Source organism: Streptomyces gottesmaniae, assembly GCF_031845845.1.
GTDB lineage: Bacteria > Actinomycetota > Actinomycetes > Streptomycetales > Streptomycetaceae > Streptomyces > Streptomyces akebiae.
Genome location: NZ_JAVRFJ010000072.1, coordinates 1 through 20,183, shown reverse-complemented (window position 1 = coordinate 20,183; position 20,183 = coordinate 1). Strand labels below are relative to the sequence as shown.

Here is a 20,183-nt window from a genome sequence, read left to right as displayed (position 1 = left end):
GTACGCGTACGCGGATGGGGGACCCAGACCACGATGCCCGGCACCGGCGGCGGCGTTGGCGCCGTGACCCGAAGCACCCTGCGGCAGCAGCTCGCGGACGCGCTCCGTGACGAGGTGCTGGCCGGCAGACTCAAGCCGGGGCAGGAGTTCACGGTCAAGGAGATCGCCGAGCAGTACGGCGTCTCGGCGACGCCCGTGCGCGAGGCCCTGGTGGATCTGTCCGCGCAGGGCCTGCTGGACGCCGTGCAGCACCGTGGCTTCGAGGTCCACGCGTACTCGGTGGCCGACTACCGGAGCATGGTCGAGGCCCGCATCCTGGTCACCGAGGGCATGTTCCGGCGGCTCGGCGACCGTAAGGTCGACCCGCGTACGGCCGCCGCGCTCGCCGGGATCCGGCGGCGCGGCGAGGAGGCGCGGCGGGCCGCCACCGCCGGCGATCTGGACATCCTCATCGGCTACGACCTGCGGTTCTGGCGCGAACTGAGTGCCCTGTTCGGCAATCCGTACCTCACCGACTTCCTGCACCGGCTGCGCGTGCAGGCCTGGGTGTGCGCGGTGCAGTACCTCCGTCAGGAGAGCCACTGCACGGACGATCTCAAGGGCCGCCTGTGGGCCGACCACACCGATCTCGTCGACGCCCTCACCCGCCGGGACGCGCAGAGCGCGCAGGAGATCATCGCCGGGTACGACGAGCAGTCCCTGACGCTTGTGGAACGCCTGGCGGACGGATGAGCACGTCCCCGAAGACGGGCGGCGGGCAGCTGAGCGTCGACCTCTCCGTGGTCGTGCCCGCGTACAACGAGCAGGACCGTCTCGCCCCCACGCTCGACGCGATCATCAGTCATCTCTCGGCCACGGAGGCCGCCGCCCGCTGGGAGATCATCGTCGTCGACGACGGGTCGACGGACGCGACGGCCGAGGTCGTGGCCGCCGTCACGGCCCGCGACGCGCGGGTGCAGCTGGTCTCCGGCGGGCACCGCAACCGGGGCAAGGGCCACGCCCTGCGGCTCGGTGTCCTCGCCTCGCAGGGCCGCCGGGTCCTGCTCACGGACGCCGATCTCTCCGCGCCCATCGACGAGTTGGAGCGGCTCGACAAGGCGCTCTCCGACGGCCACACGGCGGCGATCGGCTCGCGCGAGGCGCCCGGCGCCAGCATCGAGCGCCACCAGCACCGGCTGCGCGAGACGCTCGGCCGGGCCGGCAACTTCCTGATACGCGGCGTCGCGGTGCCCGGCATCCGCGACACCCAGTGCGGCTTCAAGCTGTTCGACGGCGACCGCGCCCGCGAGGCCTTCGCCGCGTCCCGACTCGACGGGTTCGGGATCGACGTGGAGATCCTGCGGTACTTCCACCGCAGCGGCTGGCCCGTCGCCGAGGTCCCCGTCCGCTGGTCCCACCAGCCCGGTTCGAAGATCCGCCCGCGGGACTACGCCCGCGTCCTCGGCGAACTCGCCGTCCTGCGCGCCCGTGCCGTCCGCCGGGCCGACGTCCTCGCGGTCCTGGGCTTCCTCCTGATGGCGGTGACCCTCTACATCGGCCGCTGGATCGACCCCAACGGCCGCTACCTCCCCGACTCCCTCCAGGACCAGAACCAGTGGGAGTGGTTCTTCGCGGTCACCGCCGACAACCTCGTCCATCTGCGCAACCCGCTCTTCACCACCTACCAGGGCTTCCCCGACGGCGTGAACCTCATGGCCAACACGGTCATGCTCGGCCTGTCGGTGCCCTTCGCGCCCGTCACGCTCCTGGTGGGCCCGGCGGTCTCGCTCGCCCTGGTCATGACCCTGGGCCTCGCCGCCACGGCCGCCGCCTGGTACCGGCTGATCGTCCGACGGGTCGTACGGCACCGGGGCGCGGCCTTCGCCGGAGCGGCCCTCGCCGCGTTCGCGCCGCCGATGGTCAGCCACGCCAACGCGCACCCGAACTTCGTCGTCCTGTTCATGATCCCGCTGATCGTCGACCGGGCGCTGCGCCTGTGCACGGGCGCCCGGACCCGGCACGACGGGATCGTCCTCGGCCTGATGGCCGCCTACCAGATATTCCTCGGCGAGGAACCCCTCCTCCTCGCCGCCATGGGCATGCTGCTGTTCGCCGTCGCCTACGGCCTCGTCCGCCGGGACGTGTCCCGCGACTCCTGGCGCCCGCTGCTGAAGGGCCTCGGCATCGCGGTCCTCGTGTCTCTCCCGATCGTCACCTTCCCGCTCTCCTGGCAGTTCTTCGGCCCGCAGAGCTACGGGAACATCGCGCACGGCGCCAACTCCGGCAACAGCCCGCTCGCGCTCCTCTCCTTCTCCGAACGCTCCCTCCTCGCGGGCGACCGCGACCGCTCGGACGCGCTCTCCCTCAACATCACCGAGCAGAACGCCTTCTACGGCTGGCCCCTGGCCCTGCTGGCCCTCGGCATCGTCGTACGGCTGTGGGAGCGCCCCCTGGTGAAGGCGCTGGCCTGGACGGGCTCAGCCGCCGCCGTGCTCTCCCTCGGCCCCGAGATCCGCCTCCCGCAGACGGATCTCGTCCTGCCCGGCCCGTGGGCGCTGCTGGCCGAGAAACCCCTCTTCGAGTCGGTCATCGAGGGCCGGGTGGCGATGATCTGCGCCCCGGTGCTGGGCATGCTGCTGGCGATCGCCTGCGAACGCCTGGCGGCCACCCCCGCCCTCGGCACGCGCTACGTCGGCTTCATGGCGGTGACCCTCGCCCTGCTGCCGATCGTCCCGGCCCCGCTGAAGTCCGTGGAACGCGCTGAGGTCCCGGCGTTCTTCGCGGACGGCACGTGGGCGTCGTACGTCGACACCGGGGCCGGCGAGACCCTGGTGCCCGTGCCGCTGCCGGACCCGGGCAACGCGGAGGCACTGCGCTGGCAGACCACGGCGGACTTCGGCTTCCGGATGCCCGGCGGCTACTTCAACGGCCCGTTCGGCGAGGACCGCGTCGGCATCTACGGCGCCGCCCCCCGCCACACCTCCAACCTGCTGCGTGACGTCCGCTACACCGGCAAGGTCCCCGTGATCGGCAGGAACTGGCAGGCGCAGGCGCGCAGGGACTTCGCGTACTGGCACGCGGGTGCGCTGGTCCTGCGCCCGCAGCCGTACGACGATCAGTTGCGGGAGGCGGTGGACAAGCTGGTCGGCCGACCCGGGAGGTGGGTGGCCGGAGTGTGGGTATGGGACCTGCACGAAGGGGACTGAAGGCGCCCTCAGCGACTACGCTTCCCTGACCACTGTGTGCCGTACGCGAACGTATCCCTACCGTGCGTGTGCGTGCCGGATGACGCGAGGAGCTCTCTTTTGGCCTGTGACCTCTGGCTGGTCCCGCTCGTCGACGTGCTGTGCCACACGCCCGACAACCCGTTCGCCGAGGAACTCGCGCTCTACAACAGGCTACTGGGCGAGGCCGGGCTGCCACCGGTTCCGGTCTACCAGTACATGCCGGGGCTGACCGGGGAGGTCGCCCCCGTCGCGGGTTTCGACTACGACGCGCTGCACTTCCTGCGCCGCGCCTATCTGCTCCAGGTGTGCGGCCTCGCGGTGACGCCGGTGGACGCGCTGGGCGGAGACTACGAACAGCTCCTGGAGATGTTCGAGGGCACGGCCCAGCAGTCGCACCTGGTGTGGCACTACGACCACGCGGGCGCCTATGTCCCCGTCGATTTCCCGCAGCCCCTCTCCAGCGACGAACTCCTCGCCGGGGGCGGCCCCCTGGGCTCCGCCCAAGGCCTGCTGAGGGAACTGGAGTTCGTCGCCCCGGCCATCGGCATCGACCCGGCGAACCCGCCGGCGCCCCCCGAGGCACCGCGCGCGCCCACGGAGTTGGAGGAGCCTGCCGTCCCGGCGCCCTACGACCCGAGCCCGTTCGCCCGCGAACGGCACGTCTGGCTGGGCCTGCACGCGGCGACGACCCGCAGCCTGGCGCAGGGCTCGATGATCGTCTTCAGCTGAGGATCTTCAGGTCTTCGGGTCTTCGGGTCTTCGGGTCTTCGCGTCCTCAGGTCGTCGGGACGTCGCGCTCAGCGTCCCAGTGCCGCGAGGCCCTTCTGCATGTCCTCGGGGTTCATGACCGGGGTGTAGGTGATGTCCGCGCCCAGTTCCAGGAAGAACGGCTCGGCGATCGCGGGCATCTGCGAACTGTCCTGCATGTCGAAGACCATGTAACAGGTCCGGTGCCCGTTGTCGGTGGTGAAGTAGGCCGCCTCCGGCTTGATCTGCTCCATGGAGGACTGCATCAGCTTCCCCAGGGTGCCGCTCCGGATGGCCTCGTTGGACTTCTCGGTGTCGAAACGGGCCTTGAGCATGACGCGCATGGCACTCACTTCCTCCGGTCGCCCGATATGCGCAAGTTGCGCACCGTTCCAGAATAGGCCCGGCCGGGCACGCCTGCGCGTGCCCGGCCGGTGTGAGGCGCCCTGTGCGAGGAACGGGTGCGGCTAGATGAACGAGTTGATCTCGATCGTCTCGTCGCGCCCCGGGCCGACGCCGATCGCGGAGATCGGGGCGCCGGACATCTCCTCCAGTGCCTTGACGTACGCCTGGGCGTTCTTGGGCAGGTCGGAGAAGGACTTGGCCGAGGTGATGTCCTCGGACCAGCCCGGCAGGGTCTCGTAGATCGGCTTCGCGTGGTGGAAGTCGGACTGCGAGTACGGGAGTTCCTCGACGCGCTTGCCGTCGATCTCGTAGGCGACACAGACGGGGATCTGCTCCCAGCCCGTGAGGACGTCGAGCTTGGTGAGGAAGAAGTCCGTCAGGCCGTTCACGCGGGTCGCGTAGCGGGCGATGACCGCGTCGAACCAGCCGCAGCGGCGGTCACGGCCGGTGGTGACACCCCGCTCGTGGCCGATACGGCGCAGCGCCTCCCCGTCCTCGTCGAACAGCTCGGTCGGGAACGGACCGGCGCCGACGCGGGTGGTGTACGCCTTGAGGATGCCGATGACCCGGCTGATCTTCGTCGGGCCGACGCCCGCGCCCGTGCAGGCGCCACCGGCGGTCGGGTTCGACGACGTCACGAAGGGGTACGTGCCGTGGTCGATGTCGAGGAGCGTGCCCTGGCCGCCCTCGAACAGCACGACCTTGTCGTCCTCCAGGGCCTGGTTGAGGACCAGGACCGTGTCGGCGACGTAGGGCGCGAGCTTGTCGGCGTAGACGAGCAGTTCCTCGACGACCTGGTCGGTGGAGATGGCGCGGCGGTTGAAGAGCTTGGTGAGGACCTGGTTCTTGACGTCGAGGGCCGCCTCGACCTTCTGCGTCAGGATCGACTCGTCGTAGAGGTCCTGCACACGGATACCGACGCGGTTGATCTTGTCCGCGTAGGTCGGCCCGATGCCACGCCCCGTCGTCCCGATCTTCCGCTTCCCGAGGAAGCGCTCCGTGACCTTGTCGAGGGTCACGTTGTACGGCGTGATGATGTGAGCATTGCCGCTGATCAGGAGCTTGGACGTGTCGACGCCGCGCTCGTTCAGACCGCTCAGCTCGGAGAGCAGGACCGACGGGTCGACGACGACACCGTTACCGATGACCGGAGTGCACTCCGGAGTGAGGATCCCGGAAGGGAGAAGGTGGAGGGCGTACTTCTGGTCACCCACGACTACCGTGTGGCCGGCGTTGTTGCCGCCCTGGTAGCGCACCACATAGTCGACGGACCCACCTAGCAGGTCCGTCGCCTTTCCCTTGCCTTCGTCACCCCACTGAGCACCGAGCAGCACAAGTGCGGGCACGCGCGTACACCCCTTCCGGGCGGGGCATGTCCAAGGTCGGGGGCGTACGCGATGGCTCATTACCGTCGCGTGCGCCGCGACCGTCGTTGGCCGCACACTGTGGACCCGGATGCCCCGGAATAGACGAAGCCCCTGGCGCAATAGCGCAAGGGGCTCTTGCACAAAGATGCTACCCGAGGAAGCGAGGCAGGACCGAGGTGGCGACTGACGACCAGCTCCTCGTGGTGATCGATCCCCTGGCCCGTCGCACGGACGGCGAGGCCGTACGGATCGCGAAAGACGTGCTCAGCGCGGGTGCGGCGAGTACGAAGGTGTGCCTTCCGGAAGGGCCCGAGGAATTCGCGCGGGCTCTCTCACGGCGCGGTTCCCGGCGCCCGGTGGTGGTCGGTGACGACCGCGCGCTGCTGCGGGCGGTGGCTCTTCTGCACCGCCGGCGGGAGCTGGCGGGGTGCGCCCTCTCCCTGGTGCCCGTGGGCTCCGCCCTGGGTCTCGCCCGCTCCCTGGGCGTGCCCACCGGCGCGGTGGCGGCGGCCCGCGCCGTCCTCGACGGTGTCGAACATCGGCTGGATCTGCTCGTCGACGACAGCGACGGCGTGGTCCTGGGCGCCCTGCGCATCCCGGCCCTGCCGGGCGTGCCGCCCCGGGACCCGTCGGAGGCGGGCGGGACGATAGCGGGTCCCGCGCCGGGGCCCGGCAGGGGCGCGGCATCGGGACCCGGCAGAGGCGCGGCCCCCGGATCCGACAGGGGCACGAACCCGAGGGCAGGCTCGGGGACGGGCTCGGAGGCGGGCTCGGGGTCGGGCTCGGGCTCGGGGTCGGGGTCGGATGCGCGGACGGGCCCGCGGGCGGGCAGCGGCACGGGGTCGGCCCGGGGGCCGGAGCCCGGGGACGCGTCGGCCGACGGGTGTGCGTCGCCGTCGTCGTCCGGCCATCATTCCTGGCTGCGCGCCTGGCCGCAGTCCCTCGCACGTACGTTGTCGACGCGATCGGCGATACCCGCCCGGATGTCCCGTCCGCTGCGGCCCTCGCGCATACGGGTCGCCGCCGGGGGCGGGGCCGGGCCCTCGCGGCTGCGGGTGGAGGTGGACGGGGTGATCCTCGTGGACCTGGACCAACCCGTGGAGGTCGTGTCCATCACGCCCCACGTCCATGGCGGCGCCGACGTCGAGATCCGGCCGGTGTCGGTGGGCGCCGAGGCGGCCCCGCTGCACGCGACCGGCCATCGGGTGACCGTGTCCGGCGCTGACTTCCGCTACGGGGCGGATTCCCTGGTGGCGGGCCCGGTACGGACGCGGACGTGGACGGTCCGGGAGGCGGCGTGGGGGCTGACGCTGCCGGGGTGAGGGTCCGGAGGGGGCGCCCGGTGGGTGCCGGGCGCCCCTGCTCACCGGGTCAGCAGCTCATCGCCCAGGTGTGGGAGTCGCCGTTGTCGTTGGCGGCGCCGTTGTAGCCGACCTCCTGACCTGGGGTGAGGCAGATGGTCACGTGACCGCCGAGCTGGCCGCGGGAGTACACCTTGACGTGGTCCTTGACGCCGGGGCCGGAGATGCCGTGGTTGGCCCAGGAGGAGTCCTCGTCGGCGATGTTGCTCTCCCACCAGTGGTCGTCGCCGGGCCACTCGACCTTCATGCCGCCGAAGTTGGCGTCCGTCCAGACGCAGAAGTTGCCGGTCCCGCAGGCGGCGGCCTGAGCGGGAGCCGATGACGTGAGGACCAGTCCGGCGGAGAAGAGCAGGGCGGAGAACAGGGCGGTGAAGCGCTTCACTGTGCTGAGTTTCCCTTCGGGGGTGGGGGGTTGGTACTGCCGATCAGAGAGGTGGCTTCGGTGAGGGCGCGCACCCGTAGCCGCCGCCATTCGGCGAGTTCCGTACGGCGGTCCGCGCGGACCTCGGCGAGGGTGCGGTCGGTGTGGGCGGCCTCGGGAGCGAGGTTGTTGACGAGGGTCGACGTACGGAACCAGCGGCGCTGGTCGCCGTAGAGCCGCCGCTGGGCCTCGGCCAGACAGCCGTCGGTGTGGGCGCGGACGACGTGACCGGTGGGCAGCCGCAACGACAGCTCCGTACGCCCCGCGCCGAACATGGCCTCGGCGACGCGCGTCCGCTGGACGCCCGGGGGTCCGCTCTGCCCCGGGCGTGGGGGCGTGAACCCGCGCCGGGTCAGGCAGTCGTCGGTCAGCCGCCGGGTGGCGGCCTTGATGACGTCGTCCGGGGAGAGCCGGGGCGGGGCCGGCGCCGGGGTGGTCGGCGGAGCCGCCGAACAGGCGGTACCGGCGGTGAGGAGCAGTCCGCAGACGAGAAGCGCCGCGAAGGGCGTGGCGGTGAGGGCGGGTCGGCGCATGGGACGGGGTTCCCGGGGCGGTCGTCGGTCGACAGGGGCCAGCCACAGCTGACACGGCGACCTGCCCACCGCGCACACCGATATGCCCGTTTCCACCCCTGCAGGTGAGCGCACGGGGGGCGCGTGTTGCCGACGTCGCGACTCTCACCGGAGGGCGAATCACTTTATGCGCCGGGAGGCGGGGACGAGTGCGCGACACGCCGTCCCGATCGCTTATCGGAAAAGAATGTGAGCGCGCGTCAGTCCAGGCCCCGCGGATACCACCTGACGCGCAATCAGCGCGGGAACAGCACGGAAACAGCGAGCGAGTCATACCTCGCAGCCGCCAACAGAGTGACGGCACGTCAGCACGTATCGGTGTAGAGCCGGCCCGAATTCGAAATACCAGCTCATTGCCATATTTTGATGGTGTGTCAGACCCGCCGACCGTCACTCTCCGGAGCGACGATCCATGCGACCATTCGGCCCCTTTTCCGACCCCACCCCACCCCTCCTCGACATGACAGCGGAAATGGCCGTCATTACGTTCGTTCTCGTCGGCAGGTCCTGTCGACGAGAACGAAGAGAAGGGGAAGTGCATTGCGCACTCGTAAGATCACAGTGATCGCCGCCTCCGTCGGCGTGGCAGTCGCGGCCGCCACCGGTGTCACCTACGCCAGCTCCGCCCTGGAGTCGGCCCCCAAGTCCGCTTCGGCCATCACCGACGCCGCCCCGGCACCCCGCGGCGGCAACGGCACGGGCACCAACGCCGGCTCGAACGCCGCCAACGCCCCGGCCGACGCGGGTTCGTCGGACAACTACAACGGGCCTCGGAAGGGCAACGAGGGCCGCGGCGCGGGTCGTGGCGAGAACCGCCGAAACGAGGGTCAGATTCAGGTCAACGAGCGCGTGTACGGCGCCGAGCCGGGGTCCTGCATCGCCGTGGTCAACGTGCGCCACGGGCAGCACCACAACCCGAACCCGAACCCGACCGAGACCCTGACCCAGACCCAGAATCAGGGTCAGAACCGGGACCGGGACCGGGACCGGGAGGGCGCCGACAGCTTCAACATCCGGAACGACAGCGACAAGACCGTCGAATTCTTCAACGGGATCACCTGCGACAACGGCGCTCCCGTCGCCACGGTCGGACCGCACAGTTCCAGCAGCGCGGTCGAAGGGGACCGGGAGGGACAGCTCCTCATCGGCAGCTTCCGCGTCGTCGGAAACGGCCACTGGTGATAACCGAGAGCGCAAGCGCCCACCCCGGAATACCCAGTATCGGAAGCCCCGGCTCGCCGTAATCGAGCCGGGGTTCCGGCATGGGTATCCCTGCGGGATGACCTTTCCATGTTAGTCAGCGCGGCCGCGCCATCCGGTGGGCGACATGTGAAGGAGGGGCCGTGGGGATTCTTGCTGTCGCGGATGAGGCGGGCACGGTGCGCGAATCCTGCTGGGAGAGGCGGCCGATGAGAGCGGTGCCCGTGCGAGCCGTACTCATGGGTGGTCCACACGTGGGTGATGAAGACGAGGGAGGCCTCGTGCGGGCGTATGTCACGGCGTACCTGGGGGAGGGACGTACGGCATGACCGACGAAACGACGAGACGAGAAGGGGGCTCCGCCCCGCCCGCCGACCCAGTCCTGGCCACGTTCAGCGACTGGCTGGACCATGCGGTGGCCTGCGTGGACGCGTGCCGGAGGGACGGTGTCTCGTGCCTGCACTCGATGCGGCTGGCCAAGCGACACCGCGCGGCCAGGAAGGCTGCGGGAGCGGCGCGACGGAACAGCTCGGACTGAGCCCGATCCGGAGCTACGCCGTCGCGGACGAGGGTGCCGGGGAGGCTGCCGCCAGGGAAACCGTGATCACGAGCTGGGTCGACAGCCCTGCCCCGCGCAGCCCGTCGGCGACCATCTCCAGCAGCCACACGGCGACGTCCGGTGACCATTCACGGGTACGGCAACCGAACCGGGCCACCTCACGCATCCCCTGGGTGTGCAGGACACGATCGAGATCCAGTTCCAGTCCGGGCGGCAGGCCGACCTCCGCCGCGGACGAGGAGAAATCCGTCACGGAGTCCTGCGCCATGTCCCGCACCGCGTCGCACACGGACATGACGTCGTCCTCGTCCAAAGCGCACGCGGTGGGGAGGCCGGAGACGGTCACCACCACCTCGTGCCGGGCGTCCGGATCGGCCAGGCCGAACCACGGTGCCAATTCGGTCTGATGGAAAGCCGTGTTCCGGTCGCCGGCCCGCAGCGGCAACAAGGCGTGCAGGCCGGTGAACGTCACCTCGCCCACCCGGGCCAGCGTCTCGGACAGCACCAGGGCGATCGGCCGGACCGGGAGCCCCGGAAGCACGGAGTCGCTGAGAACTCCGGCCTGCGCCCAGGCCAGTTGGTGGACCCGTCCGTCGTCGGTCCAGTCGCCGCCGACCTCCTCCTGGGCCCACGCGGTGGGTTCATGGTGGGCCGTGACCTGGCCGTTCTCGCTCAGCCAGGTGCTCACGGTCTGCCAGCCGTAGGCACCCGCCCGGTCGATGGCGAGACCGAGGACGTCCTCCTCGACGGAACTCTCGGGATCCCGCTCCACCACGCGGTTTAGCCATGGGTGCCGCTGGAGGATGCCATGCAGACCGATGATGACGGTCGGCGGGATCTCGGTCGGGGACATCACGAGCGCTCCCGGAAAACGCGCGGCGCCGGGGGATTCCTCCTCCGGCGCCGCTGTCAGCTCTTCATCACGTGCCACAGTACAGCGACTGTGTGGCGGTGATCTTCTTGTTGGAGTCGTCCGGGTAGCCGACCAGATCGACGTCGACGACGCTGCGGAAGGAGTTCCGCTGGATCAGGTTCGTGCACTTCCAGGCGGCCGACGCCCGCTTGGCGCTGCCGCCGCCGGAGTACACCGTCTTGGTGCCCGTGTTCAGCGTGCGCCAGCCGGTTCCGGACTTCACCTGGATGTCCACGGTGACCTTGGCCTTGGTCGCCGGGCCGCTGATCCGCTTCCACCAGCCGTGCGCGTTGACCGCCCCGGGCACCGTGTGTGAGAAGTGGACGTTGTCGCCGCCCGTCTGGAAGGCGCCCACGCCCGCGGCGGCCGTGCGGGTGGTCTCGTGGCTGTAGGTGTGGGCGGACTCCGCCGAGTCGCCCTCGTCGGCGTGCGCCGGGACGATCGCGCCGAGCGTGAGCAGACCGGCCAGGGCAGCGGAAACCGCCACCGTACGTGTACGCATGTAATTCCCCCGTGGTTGAGCCTTGTTGGTCGCGCCAGCCATCAGATCAACTCTCCGACTTTCGCGCATGTGTTTTATTTCCGAGGGGCTGGAGCGGGACCGGGACCGGGACCGGGGGCCGCACTGGACAATAAAACGTTGACAACAAGTTGTTTGCCCTCGACGCTGGCCGTATGACGTCGTCGAACACACCCCAACCCGCCGACACCACCGACCCCTTCACGCCGCCGAGCGCCGACGAAGCACGGGCGCAGCGGGCTCACGCGTCCCTGTTCCGTATCGCGGAGCGACACGCGGCCACGGACGGGCAGCGCCGGCGCCAGACCCATCCGCAGGTGCTCGGGCCCCACGAGGCGATCCGGCTGGTGGCGTTCCTGCTCAGCGGCGCCGCGCTCCTCGACGACGGGGAGGAGGAGGTCGACCGCGCGGACATCACCGCCGCCCTCACCCTCATCCCCCTCGCCCGTGGCGAGATGGACGAACTGGAGGTCGGACTACTGGAGATGGCCCGGGGCAGGGGCATGACCTGGCCCGAGATCGCCTTCGGCTTGGGGCTCCAGACTCCCCAGGCGGCACGGCAACGCTACGAACGCCTGGCGAGCCGTACGGAGCGGACGGACACCTAGGCCCCAGCAGCCAGCGACGGAACGGGCCGCCGGTCAGTCCCGGCCGAACCGTTCGTCGCGGTGGGTGCGCCAGCGGCCCATCATCGCCTCGACCTCGGTCTCGATGAACTCGAAGAAGGCGAGGGTCTCGGAGAGCCGGCGGCCCGCCGGGCTGTCGGCGCCCAGGCTGGCGACACCCTCGCGCAGCGCCTCCTCCCACCGCTTGATGATGGCCTCGCGGTTGGTGAGGGCCTCGTACCACTGGTCGCTGTGGACGCGGTAGCGCTCACGGCGCGAACCGGGTTCGCGTTCGCGGGAGACCAGGTGCACCTGGGCGAGATAGCGGACCGCGCCGGAGACGGCGGCGGGGCTGATCCGCAGCTGTTCGCCCAGTTCGACCGAGGTCAGCGCACCGGTGTCGGAGGCCAGGAGCGCGGCGAAGACCCGGGCCGGCATGCGCGGCATCCCGGCCTCGACGAGCTGCGCCGCGAAGTGTTCGACGAAGCGGGAGACCGACTCCGGGTCCCGTTCCGGCAGCTCCACCTCGGCCTTCGACTCCACCATCCCTGGATCATCTCCCCTGGTCGGACACTGCTCCCAGCCTACCGGCGATTCATGCATTTCCTTAACTTCACAAATTTCTGAAGTAAGCGTACGTTCTGAAGCATGACGAAGGCCAACCCCGCCCTAGAGGTCACCGGACTCCACAAGTCCTTCGGGCGCACCCACGCTCTGGCCGGCCTCGACCTGAGCGTCGCGACCGGCGAGGTCCACGGCTTCCTCGGCCCCAACGGCGCCGGAAAGTCCACCGCCATCCGCGTCCTGCTCGGTCTGCTGCGCGCCGACTCGGGCACCGCGCGCGTGCTGGGCCGCGACCCGTGGGCGGACGCGGTGGAGGTGCACCGCCGGATCGCGTACGTGCCGGGTGACGTGACCCTCTGGCGCAACCTGTCCGGCGGCGAGGTCATCGACCTCTACGGACGACTCCGGGGCGGACTGGACGCCCGGCGCCGGGCCGAGCTCGTCGAACGGTTCGAACTCGACCCCACGAAGAAGGGGCGCACGTACTCCAAGGGCAACCGCCAGAAAGTCGCCCTCGTCGCCGCCTTCGCCTCCGACGTCGACCTGCTCATCCTGGACGAGCCGACCTCCGGCCTGGACCCCCTGATGGAGGAGGTCTTCCAACGCTGCGTACGGGAGGAGCGCGACCGGGGCCGTACGGTCCTGCTGTCGTCGCACATCCTCAGCGAGGTCGAGGAGTTGTGCGACCGGGTGAGCATCATCCGCAAGGGCGTCACCGTCGAGAGCGGCTCCCTCGCCGACCTGCGCCATCTGACCCGGACCACCGTCACCGCCGAACTGGCGGACCCTCCCGACGGCCTGGCCCACCTCCCCGGCGTCCACGACCTCGACGTCCAGGGCAACCGCGTCCATCTCCAGGTCGACACCGCCGAACTCAACGCCGTCCTGCGCTCGCTGACCGGGTCCGGCGTACGGTCCCTGACCTCGACGCCGCCGACGCTGGAAGAGCTGTTCCTGCGGCACTACCAGGCGGAAGAGGTGGCCGCGCGATGACCACGACCGTCGGCAGGGCCCTCGCCGAGCCGCTCCCCGTACGCTCCGGCGGCAGCCGTCAACTGGCCGGAACCGGAGCCCTGTTGCGGTTCGCCCTGCGCCGCGACCGCGTGATGATGCCGGTCTGGGTCGCGGTGACGGGGCTGATGGTCCTCTCCATGCCGAACAGCCTCCGGGCCCTGTACGGCACCGCCGCCGAACGCGCCGACCTCATGGGGCAGTTGACCACCAACTCCTCGCTGCGCGCCCTGGTGGGACCGATCTTCGACGACTCCCTCGGCGCCCTGACCGCCTGGCGCGTCGGCGTCTACGCCGGGCTCCTCGCCGCCGTCATGAGCCTCCTCGTCGTCATCCGCCACACCCGCGACGAGGAGGAGAGCGGGCGCCAGGAGCTGATCGCGTCGGGCATGGTCGGGCGCCGGGCCTCGCTGACCGCCGCCCTGCTCGCGGCGGCCGTCGCCAACGGCGGGCTCGCGCTGCTCGTCACGCTCGGGCTGGCCGGGCAGGGCGCGGCGGGGGCACTGGCCTTCGGGCTGGGGATCGCGGGCGTCGGGATGGTCTTCGCGACCATGGCGGCGGTCGCCGCGCAGGTGACGGAGAGCGCGCGGCTGGCTCGGGGGCTGACGGCGGGCGTGCTGGGGGCGGCGTTCGTGCTGCGGGCGGCGGGCGACGCGTCCGAGAACGATGGTTCGTCTTTCTTGACGTGGGTGTCGCCGCTGGGGTGGCTGGAAAACGAGCGTTCGTTCGCGGACGAGCGGTGGTGGGTGCTGCTGCTGTTCATCGCGGCGGCAGCCATCCAGGGCGCGGTGGCGTACGCGCTCGCCGGGCGCCGCGACGTCGGCATGAGCTTCCTGCCGACCCGCCCGGGTCCGGCGCACGGCCGGCTGGGTACGGCCGGTGCGCTCGCCTGGCGGCTCCAGCGCGGCAGTGTCCTCGGCTGGAGCATCGGGTTCTTCCTTGCCGGAGTCGTCTACGGCGGGCTGACCGAGGGCACGGCCGAATTCGTCGGCGACAACGAGGCCGCCCGCGAGATCTTCGAACGCATGGGCGGGCAGTCCGGCCTGACCAACGCCTTCCTCGCGTCGATGATCGGCATGCTCGGTCTGATCGCCGCGCTGTACAACGTCGGCGCGGTGCTCCGTCTGCACGGCGAGGAGACCTCCGGGCGCGCCGAACCACTCCTCGCGAACCGGGTGAGCCGGCTCGGCTGGGCCACCGGGCATCTGGTCGTCGCCTTCGGCGGAACCGTCTGGATCATGCTCCTCGCCGGTCTCGGCTTCACCCTCGGCTACGGCAAGGAGGCCGGTCCGATCCTGGGCGCCTGCCTCGTCCAGGTCGCCGGGGTGTGGGTCATCGGCGGCGCCGCCGTCCTGCTCCACGGGCTCACCCCCCGGGCGGCGACGGCGGCCTGGGGCTTCGCCGGCGCCGTCCTCCTCATCGGCTGGATCGGCCCCGCCCTCAACGCCCCCCAAGCCCTCCTCGACCTCTCCCCCTTCGGCCACCTCCCGAAGCTGCCGGGCGGCGCGATGGACTGGACGCCGGTACTGACACTGCCCGGGCTCGCGGTGGTGCTGGTCGCGGGGGGTCTGGTCGCGCTGCGGCGACGGGACATGAGCGTCTCATGAGCCTCTGAGGACGGCGGCAGGGGCGGTTCAGGACCGCGTGTCAGGGGCGGACGGACGGCGGCGGCGAGGGAGCCGGGGTGCCGTTGCCGCCGTGGTCGTCTCCGACGGGCAGAACCGTCGTGGAGCGGGACGCGTCTGGCGGGGCAGGGGCCGACCGGAGCAGTCAGGAGCCGGGGCCGGATCGGGCGAAGGGGCCGGGGTGGATCGGCAAAGCGCTTCTGGATGTGGCGGGTGTGCGTTGTCGGCGGTGGGCGCGGTGGCCGCGACCCTCGCCTGGGGGACCTCGGACCGGACCCAGCGGCATCTGCGGGGCGGCTTCGAGGGCGAGGACATGGACTACACCGTCCTCGCCACCGAACTCCCCTTCGTCGCCCTGGCCGGCGCCGCCCTCCCCGCTGCCGTCTGCCTGGCGATCGCGCTCCTGGTGGCCCGGCGACGGAGGTCGGGGGCAGGGACGGGGGCAGCGGCAGCGAAAGCTGCAGGCCGAGTGTCCGGGGCAGGCGCACGGCCAGGGTCGGAGCCGGGTGCAGAAGCAGAACCGGGACCGACCCCGGGGCCGGGGCCGCAGCCGGACGGTGGGGAGTAGTCCTCAGATCTCGACGGCCAGCCCGTCCAGCCCCCGGATCACGAAGTTCGGCTTGCGGGTCGGCTCGGTGGCGAGGGCGAGGGTCGGGGCCGTCTCCAGGAGCGCCGTCATCGAGGCCGCCAGTTCGATGCGGGCGAGCGGCGCGCCGATGCAGTAGTGGATACCCGCGCTGAACGAGATGTGCGGGTTCTCCCGCCGGGTGAGGTCCAGCTTCTCCGGGTCGGCGAACACCGCCGGGTCGTGGTTGGCCGAGCCGAAGAGCATCGCGATCTCCGCGCCCCGGGGGACCGTCGTCCCGTCGATCTCGATGTCGTCCAGCACCCAGCGCTCGAACAGCTGCAGCGGGGTGTCGTACCGCATCAGCTCCTCCACCGCCGCCGGCACCAGCGAGTGGTCCGCGCGCAGGGCCGCCAACTGCTCCGGGTTGCGGAACAGCGCCCACCAGCCGTTCACCGTGGCGTTCACCGTCGCCTCGTGGCCCGCGTTCAGCAGCAGCACACAGGTCGAGATCATCTCCTGCTCGGTGAGGCGGTCACCCTCGTCGTACGCGGCGATCAGGCCCGAGATCAGGTCCTCGCCCGGCTCCGCCCTGCGGTGCGCGATCAGCTCCCGCAGATACTCCGAGAACTCCACCGACGCCCGCACCGCCCGCTTCGCCGTCTCCTGTGACGGGCTCAGCTCGTACATCCCGCAGATGTCCGCCGACCAGGGCCGCAGCTGCGCCCGGTCCGACTCGGGGATGCCCAGCATCTCGGCGATCACCGCCACCGGCAGCGGCTCGGCGACATCCGTCAGCAGGTCGCCCCCACCCGCCTCCACCAGTTTGGCCACCAGCTCACCGGCCAGCTCCCGCACATACGGCTGCAGCTGCTCCACCGTGCGCGGGGTGAACGCCTTCGAGACCAGCCGCCGGATCCGGGTGTGGTCCGGCGGTTCCAGGTCGAGCATCCCGTGGTCGTTCAGGGTGTGGAACGGCTCGTGCTCCGCCGGCGGGGCGGTGCGGCCGAAGTCCTCGTGCGTGAACCTGTGCTGGTACGTCCGCCCGAGCCGCCGGTCCCGCAGCAACGCCGAGACGTCCGCGTGGTGCGGGACGAGCCACTGGTTCGTGGGCTCGAAGTACTGCACCCGGCCCCGGGCCCGCAGCTCCGCGTACGCCGGGTACGGGTCGGCCACGAAGTCGGGGTCCCAGGGGTCGAAAGCGAGGTCGGAAGCAGGTGCCATGACCGGACGCTAACCCGTGAGCGGGCCGGATGAACAGGGGGAACCGGCGCCTGACCTCGACAAAGCCCTCGCCGGAGCCGTCACCGGAGCCCTCACCAGAGCACTCGCAGGAGCCCTCGCCGAAGCCCACGGCAGAGCCACTCCCGGGGCTCCGCGGCCCGGCGGCCCGCAGCCTCACAGCCCCGGAGCCCGAAGCCCCGTCAGCCGGGCGTGACCAGCCGTGCCTCGTACGCGAACACCGCCGCCTGCGTCCGGTCGCGCAGGCCCAGCTTGACCAGGACCCGGCTCACATGGGTCTTGATCGTGGACTCGGCGACCACCAGGCGCTCCGCTATCTCCGAGTTCGACAGCCCCTGGGCGATCAGGACCAGGACCTCGGTCTCGCGGTCGGTGAGTTCGCCGTACGCCAGCTGGGTGGCCGCCGAGGGACGGGGCGACTGGGCCAGCTTGGAGAACTCCGTGATCAGCCGCTTGGTGACGGACGGCGCGAGAAGGGCCTCACCGGCGGCCACCACCCGCACCCCGTCGGCGAGTTGGCGGGCCGAGGCGTCCTTGAGGAGGAAGCCGGAGGCCCCCGCGCGCAGCGCCTGGTACACGTACTCGTCCAGGTCGAACGTCGTCAGCACCAGGACCTTCGCCCCGCCGTCCGAGGCCACGATCTCGCGGGTGGCCTCGATGCCGTTCAGCTCGGGCATCCGGATGTCCATCAGGACGACGTCCGGCGACAGCTCCCGGACCCGGGCGACCGCGTCCCGGCCGTTGACCGCCTCGCCGACCACCTCGATGTCCGGCATCGCGCCGAGCAGCACGGAGAAGCCCTCGCGGACCATCATCTGGTCGTCGGCGATCAGCACACGGATCGTCATGCGTCCGCCTCGCTCGCACCGGCCACCGGCAGGAACACCGTCACCTCGTAACCGCCGTCCTCCGTCTCGCCCGTCGTCATCTCGCCGTTCAGCATGGTGACGCGCTCCCGCATGCCGGTGAGGCCGTGACCCGTGCCGTGGGTGGACTTCACCAGGGTCACCTCCGGGGACGGACCGTTGACCACGCGCAGCCCGAGGCCGCCCAGGACATAGCCGATCTCCACACGGGCCGACGCTCCCGGCGCGTGGCGCAGGGTGTTGCTGAGGGCCTCCTGCACGATGCGGTACGCCGACAGCTCCACGCCCTGCGGAAGCTCACGGACGGCTCCGGTGACCGCCTTGTCGACCGTGAGACCGGCCTCCCGCACGTTGGCGAGCAGGCCGTCGAGGTCGGCGAGGGTGGGCTGGGGGGCGTCCGGGGCCTCGTAGTCCTCGGCTCGGACCACCCCGAGCACGCGGCGCAGCTCGGTGAGCGCGGCCACCGCGTTCTCCCGGATCGTGGCGAAGGCCTGCTCCAGCTCCGGCGGCGGGTTCTCCACGCGGTAGGGCGCGGCCTCGGCCTGGATGGCGACCACCGACATGTGGTGGGCGACCACGTCGTGCAGCTCGCGGGCGATCGTGGTGCGCTCCTCCAGGAGGGTGCGCCGGGAGCGCTCGTGCTCGGTCACCGTCTGCTGGGCGGTCACCTCCCGCTGGGCCGACCGGCGTATGTTCACGACGGAAGCGGCCAGCAGTGCCATCGCGGAGATGATCAGGAACGGCCCTGTGTTCGACGAGTAGTGCCCCCCGCCGATGGTGCTTTCGAGGAGCAGTCCGTACGCCGCGGTCAGGGCCCACATCCACGCGGCCGTGCGCGGCCGGGTGCGCAGCGCCACAACCGTCAGCACCACGAGATGGCAGGCGAAGCTACCGGCCACCCAGGGCCAGTCGCTCCACGAGTCGCTGAACGCCCCGGTGACGGCAGTCGCGGCCATGGACACCCAGAAGGCTCCGACGGGCCGGATCAGCGTCAGCAGCACCGGGCACAGGGCCAGGAGGGCGGACAGGATGATCGCGACCTCACCGCCGCCCTGGCTGGCGGATGTCGAGATGGTCAGCGACAGCAGACCGGCCGCCACCACCATCGCGTGCGGGGTCCAGCGCACGTACTCCCGCGGGCGGCCGGAGATCCTGCTGGTGAACAGGCCGTCCATCTTCATGGGCGGCAGCGATCGGTAGGCGAACGCGTCGTGGAACAGGTCCTGTCGGAGCCGGTGCCACGCGTCCATCGCCACCCTGAACTCCGGGCTGCTGCTCGGCCTGCCCCCGCCCCGCGGGGGCATCGTCTGCGTCTGGGTCGTCTCGGTCACGGGGAAAACGGTAGGCGGAGGGCGGGTGCGCCGTCGTCACCAGTGAGGAGGGTTCGTCCGGGTCCGTCTCAGGTACTACGGGTACGGGTCCGGGTCGGCCTGGCCGGGTATCGGCGGGGGTGGAGGCGGGTCCGGGCGTCGTTCACCAGGCCAGTTGCGCGATCTCCTCCACCACCACCGCGCAGGCGTCCGCCGCCGGGTCGATGAGGGGGAAGTGGCCCACGTCCTCCAGCAGGGTCAGGCCCACGACCTCGCCCGCCCTGGCCGCGGCGTCGGCGTACGCCTCGGCGACGGCCTGGGGGACGACGATGTCGGAGCGGCCCTGTACGAGGGTGGTGGCGATGCCCGTCGGGAGGAGGAGGGCCGGGTCGACGTAGGGGCGGCGGTCGCTGAACTTGTCCTGGCCACCGAGGAGTTGGGTGGTGGCGCCGCCGCACACGTCGAGCTTCTCGGCCGCGGTGAAGTCGGCGATGGGGGCGAGGGCGACCACGCCGCGCAGGGGGGCGGGGCGGTCGGTGCGCCAGGGGGCGTCGGGCGGCAGTACGTGGCGGCCGGCGGCCCACAGGGCGAGGTGGCCGCCCGCGGAGTGGCCGGTGAGGACCGTGCGGCGGGAGTCGGCCTGGGGCAGGGCCTCGCGCACCAGGTCCGGGAGGGCGTCGAGGGCGGCGGCGATGTCGTCGAACGTCTCCGGCCAGCGGCCCGCGACCGGCGCGGGGGTGCCGGTGGGGCCGGTCTGGGCGGGGAGTGAACTGCCCCTTCTGTACTCGACGTTGGCCACCGCGAAGCCGTGGCGGGCGAGGAAGTCCGCGAAGGGGGTGATGTGCCGGCGGTCGTACGGGGCCCGCCAGGCGCCGCCGTGCAGGACCACGACGAGGGGGGCGGTGGCTGTGGCCGCGCCCCCGGACTCGGTGGTGGCGGTGCGGGGCGCGTAGAAGTCGATCACCTGGTCCGGGTGGTCGCCGTAGGTGGCGACGGCGTCGGGGGTGACGGGGGGGTGCGAGAAGGCGGATGCCTCTTCGGCGGCATCGCGGGCTGCGGCGTCGTCGTCCGGCATGCGCCAACCTCTCGGGGGTGAAACGGATTTGGAAGGGTTTGGGTGGGCG

The 20,183-nt window shown here is 71.2% G+C and carries 19 protein-coding genes; 8 read left to right on the top strand and 11 right to left on the bottom strand.

Annotated elements, in window-relative coordinates; all coding sequences use genetic code 11:
- The first annotated feature begins 33 nt into the window (after positions 1-33).
- From RM704_RS43615 to RM704_RS43605, 3 genes are all read left to right on the top strand, one after another.
- On the top strand, positions 34-732 hold the full coding sequence (locus tag RM704_RS43615; protein WP_033524552.1) for a GntR family transcriptional regulator: 699 nt from the start codon (positions 34-36) through the stop codon (positions 730-732).
- A complete protein-coding gene (locus RM704_RS43610) occupies positions 729-3,185 on the top strand; it encodes a dolichyl-phosphate beta-glucosyltransferase (protein ID WP_033524551.1) in 2,457 nt (818 codons plus the stop codon). Before RM704_RS43615 ends, RM704_RS43610 begins: the two co-directional genes overlap by 4 nt.
- 99 nt (positions 3,186-3,284) lie before the next feature.
- On the top strand, positions 3,285-3,935 hold the full coding sequence (locus RM704_RS43605; protein WP_033524550.1) for a putative DNA-mimic protein: 651 nt from the start codon (positions 3,285-3,287) through the stop codon (positions 3,933-3,935).
- A gap of 68 nt (positions 3,936-4,003) precedes the next feature.
- Here RM704_RS43605 and RM704_RS43600 read toward each other — a convergent pair whose 3' ends face one another.
- Both RM704_RS43600 and RM704_RS43595 read right to left on the bottom strand, forming a co-directional pair.
- Positions 4,004-4,297 carry a DUF3303 family protein gene (locus RM704_RS43600; RefSeq protein WP_033524549.1) on the bottom strand — a complete coding sequence of 98 codons (294 nt, stop codon included), beginning with the start codon at positions 4,295-4,297 and terminating at the stop codon, positions 4,004-4,006.
- A 123-nt stretch (positions 4,298-4,420) separates the two neighbouring features.
- Positions 4,421-5,704 (bottom strand): adenylosuccinate synthase, encoded by a 1,284-nt coding sequence (locus RM704_RS43595; protein WP_033524548.1) that lies wholly within the window; start codon positions 5,702-5,704, stop codon positions 4,421-4,423.
- A 197-nt stretch (positions 5,705-5,901) separates the two neighbouring features.
- Between RM704_RS43595 and RM704_RS43590 the strand changes: the two genes are divergently transcribed.
- Entirely contained in the window at positions 5,902-7,047 is a 1,146-nt protein-coding gene (locus tag RM704_RS43590; RefSeq protein ID WP_033524547.1) for a diacylglycerol kinase family protein, read from the top strand.
- Between the two features lie 49 nt (positions 7,048-7,096).
- Here the strand turns inward: RM704_RS43590 and RM704_RS43585 are convergent, their stop codons facing one another.
- Together RM704_RS43585 and RM704_RS43580 are read right to left on the bottom strand one after the other, a co-directional pair.
- Positions 7,097-7,468, bottom strand: a complete 372-nt coding sequence (locus tag RM704_RS43585) for a peptidase inhibitor family I36 protein (protein WP_033524546.1) — start codon at positions 7,466-7,468, stop codon at positions 7,097-7,099.
- On the bottom strand, positions 7,465-8,040 hold the full coding sequence (locus tag RM704_RS43580) for a hypothetical protein (RefSeq protein WP_311593413.1): 576 nt from the start codon (positions 8,038-8,040) through the stop codon (positions 7,465-7,467). The genes RM704_RS43585 and RM704_RS43580 overlap by 4 nt, the downstream gene beginning before the upstream one ends.
- A gap of 579 nt (positions 8,041-8,619) precedes the next feature.
- On the opposite strand from RM704_RS43580, the gene RM704_RS43575 reads away from it, so the two are divergent.
- Positions 8,620-9,261 carry a hypothetical protein gene (locus RM704_RS43575; RefSeq protein WP_311593411.1) on the top strand — a complete coding sequence of 214 codons (642 nt, stop codon included), beginning with the start codon at positions 8,620-8,622 and terminating at the stop codon, positions 9,259-9,261.
- A gap of 569 nt (positions 9,262-9,830) precedes the next feature.
- On the opposite strand, the gene RM704_RS43570 is transcribed toward RM704_RS43575, so the two are convergent.
- Together RM704_RS43570 and RM704_RS43565 are read right to left on the bottom strand one after the other, a co-directional pair.
- Positions 9,831-10,691, bottom strand: coding sequence for a hypothetical protein (locus RM704_RS43570; RefSeq protein WP_157856631.1), 861 nt, complete (start codon positions 10,689-10,691; stop codon positions 9,831-9,833).
- 67 nt (positions 10,692-10,758) lie between these two features.
- Positions 10,759-11,253 carry a hypothetical protein gene (locus tag RM704_RS43565; protein WP_052145757.1) on the bottom strand — a complete coding sequence of 165 codons (495 nt, stop codon included), beginning with the start codon at positions 11,251-11,253 and terminating at the stop codon, positions 10,759-10,761.
- A 173-nt stretch (positions 11,254-11,426) separates the two neighbouring features.
- Here RM704_RS43565 and RM704_RS43560 point away from each other — a divergent pair, with 173 nt between their 5' ends.
- Positions 11,427-11,879 carry a hypothetical protein gene (locus RM704_RS43560; RefSeq protein WP_033524543.1) on the top strand — a complete coding sequence of 151 codons (453 nt, stop codon included), beginning with the start codon at positions 11,427-11,429 and terminating at the stop codon, positions 11,877-11,879.
- 33 nt (positions 11,880-11,912) lie between these two features.
- Here RM704_RS43560 and RM704_RS43555 read toward each other — a convergent pair whose 3' ends face one another.
- Positions 11,913-12,422 carry a GbsR/MarR family transcriptional regulator gene (locus tag RM704_RS43555; RefSeq protein ID WP_033524542.1) on the bottom strand — a complete coding sequence of 170 codons (510 nt, stop codon included), beginning with the start codon at positions 12,420-12,422 and terminating at the stop codon, positions 11,913-11,915.
- A 102-nt stretch (positions 12,423-12,524) separates the two neighbouring features.
- Between RM704_RS43555 and RM704_RS43550 the strand changes: the two genes are divergently transcribed.
- Complete coding sequence (locus RM704_RS43550; RefSeq protein WP_033524541.1) at positions 12,525-13,433, top strand: ABC transporter ATP-binding protein; 909 nt, start codon at positions 12,525-12,527, stop codon at positions 13,431-13,433.
- Positions 13,430-15,058 carry an ABC transporter permease gene (locus RM704_RS43545; RefSeq protein WP_033524540.1) on the top strand — a complete coding sequence of 543 codons (1,629 nt, stop codon included), beginning with the start codon at positions 13,430-13,432 and terminating at the stop codon, positions 15,056-15,058. Before RM704_RS43550 ends, RM704_RS43545 begins: the two co-directional genes overlap by 4 nt.
- A gap of 589 nt (positions 15,059-15,647) precedes the next feature.
- Here RM704_RS43545 and RM704_RS43540 read toward each other — a convergent pair.
- From RM704_RS43540 to RM704_RS43525, 4 genes are all read right to left on the bottom strand, one after another.
- A complete protein-coding gene (locus RM704_RS43540; RefSeq protein ID WP_033524539.1) occupies positions 15,648-16,865 on the bottom strand; it encodes a cytochrome P450 in 1,218 nt (405 codons plus the stop codon).
- 200 nt (positions 16,866-17,065) lie between these two features.
- The gene (locus RM704_RS43535) at positions 17,066-17,731 is read right to left on the bottom strand and encodes a response regulator (RefSeq protein ID WP_033524538.1); all 666 of its coding nucleotides are present in this window, start codon (positions 17,729-17,731) and stop codon (positions 17,066-17,068) included.
- On the bottom strand, positions 17,728-19,080 hold the full coding sequence (locus RM704_RS43530) for a sensor histidine kinase (RefSeq protein ID WP_033524537.1): 1,353 nt from the start codon (positions 19,078-19,080) through the stop codon (positions 17,728-17,730). The genes RM704_RS43535 and RM704_RS43530 overlap by 4 nt, the downstream gene beginning before the upstream one ends.
- 142 nt (positions 19,081-19,222) lie before the next feature.
- Complete coding sequence (locus RM704_RS43525; protein WP_033524536.1) at positions 19,223-20,134, bottom strand: alpha/beta hydrolase; 912 nt, start codon at positions 20,132-20,134, stop codon at positions 19,223-19,225.
- Positions 20,135-20,183: the final 49 nt, after the last annotated feature.

Excerpts from the sequence above, each read along its gene's own strand:
- RM704_RS43535 (WP_033524538.1), bottom strand. The coding sequence starts at position 17,731 with ATGACGATCCGTGTGCTGATCGCCGACGACCAGATGATGGTCCGCGAG.
- RM704_RS43550 (WP_033524541.1), top strand. The coding sequence starts at position 12,525 with ATGACGAAGGCCAACCCCGCCCTAGAGGTCACCGGACTCCACAAGTCC.
- RM704_RS43560 (WP_033524543.1), top strand. The coding sequence starts at position 11,427 with ATGACGTCGTCGAACACACCCCAACCCGCCGACACCACCGACCCCTTC.
- RM704_RS43610 (WP_033524551.1), top strand. The coding sequence starts at position 729 with ATGAGCACGTCCCCGAAGACGGGCGGCGGGCAGCTGAGCGTCGACCTC.
- RM704_RS43565 (WP_052145757.1), bottom strand. The coding sequence starts at position 11,253 with ATGCGTACACGTACGGTGGCGGTTTCCGCTGCCCTGGCCGGTCTGCTC.
- RM704_RS43555 (WP_033524542.1), bottom strand. The coding sequence starts at position 12,422 with ATGGTGGAGTCGAAGGCCGAGGTGGAGCTGCCGGAACGGGACCCGGAG.
- RM704_RS43545 (WP_033524540.1), top strand. The coding sequence starts at position 13,430 with ATGACCACGACCGTCGGCAGGGCCCTCGCCGAGCCGCTCCCCGTACGC.
- RM704_RS43615 (WP_033524552.1), top strand. The coding sequence starts at position 34 with ATGCCCGGCACCGGCGGCGGCGTTGGCGCCGTGACCCGAAGCACCCTG.
- RM704_RS43600 (WP_033524549.1), bottom strand. The coding sequence starts at position 4,297 with ATGCGCGTCATGCTCAAGGCCCGTTTCGACACCGAGAAGTCCAACGAG.
- RM704_RS43540 (WP_033524539.1), bottom strand. The coding sequence starts at position 16,865 with ATGGCACCTGCTTCCGACCTCGCTTTCGACCCCTGGGACCCCGACTTC.
- RM704_RS43570 (WP_157856631.1), bottom strand. The coding sequence starts at position 10,691 with ATGTCCCCGACCGAGATCCCGCCGACCGTCATCATCGGTCTGCATGGC.
- RM704_RS43525 (WP_033524536.1), bottom strand. The coding sequence starts at position 20,134 with ATGCCGGACGACGACGCCGCAGCCCGCGATGCCGCCGAAGAGGCATCC.
- RM704_RS43580 (WP_311593413.1), bottom strand. The coding sequence starts at position 8,040 with ATGCGCCGACCCGCCCTCACCGCCACGCCCTTCGCGGCGCTTCTCGTC.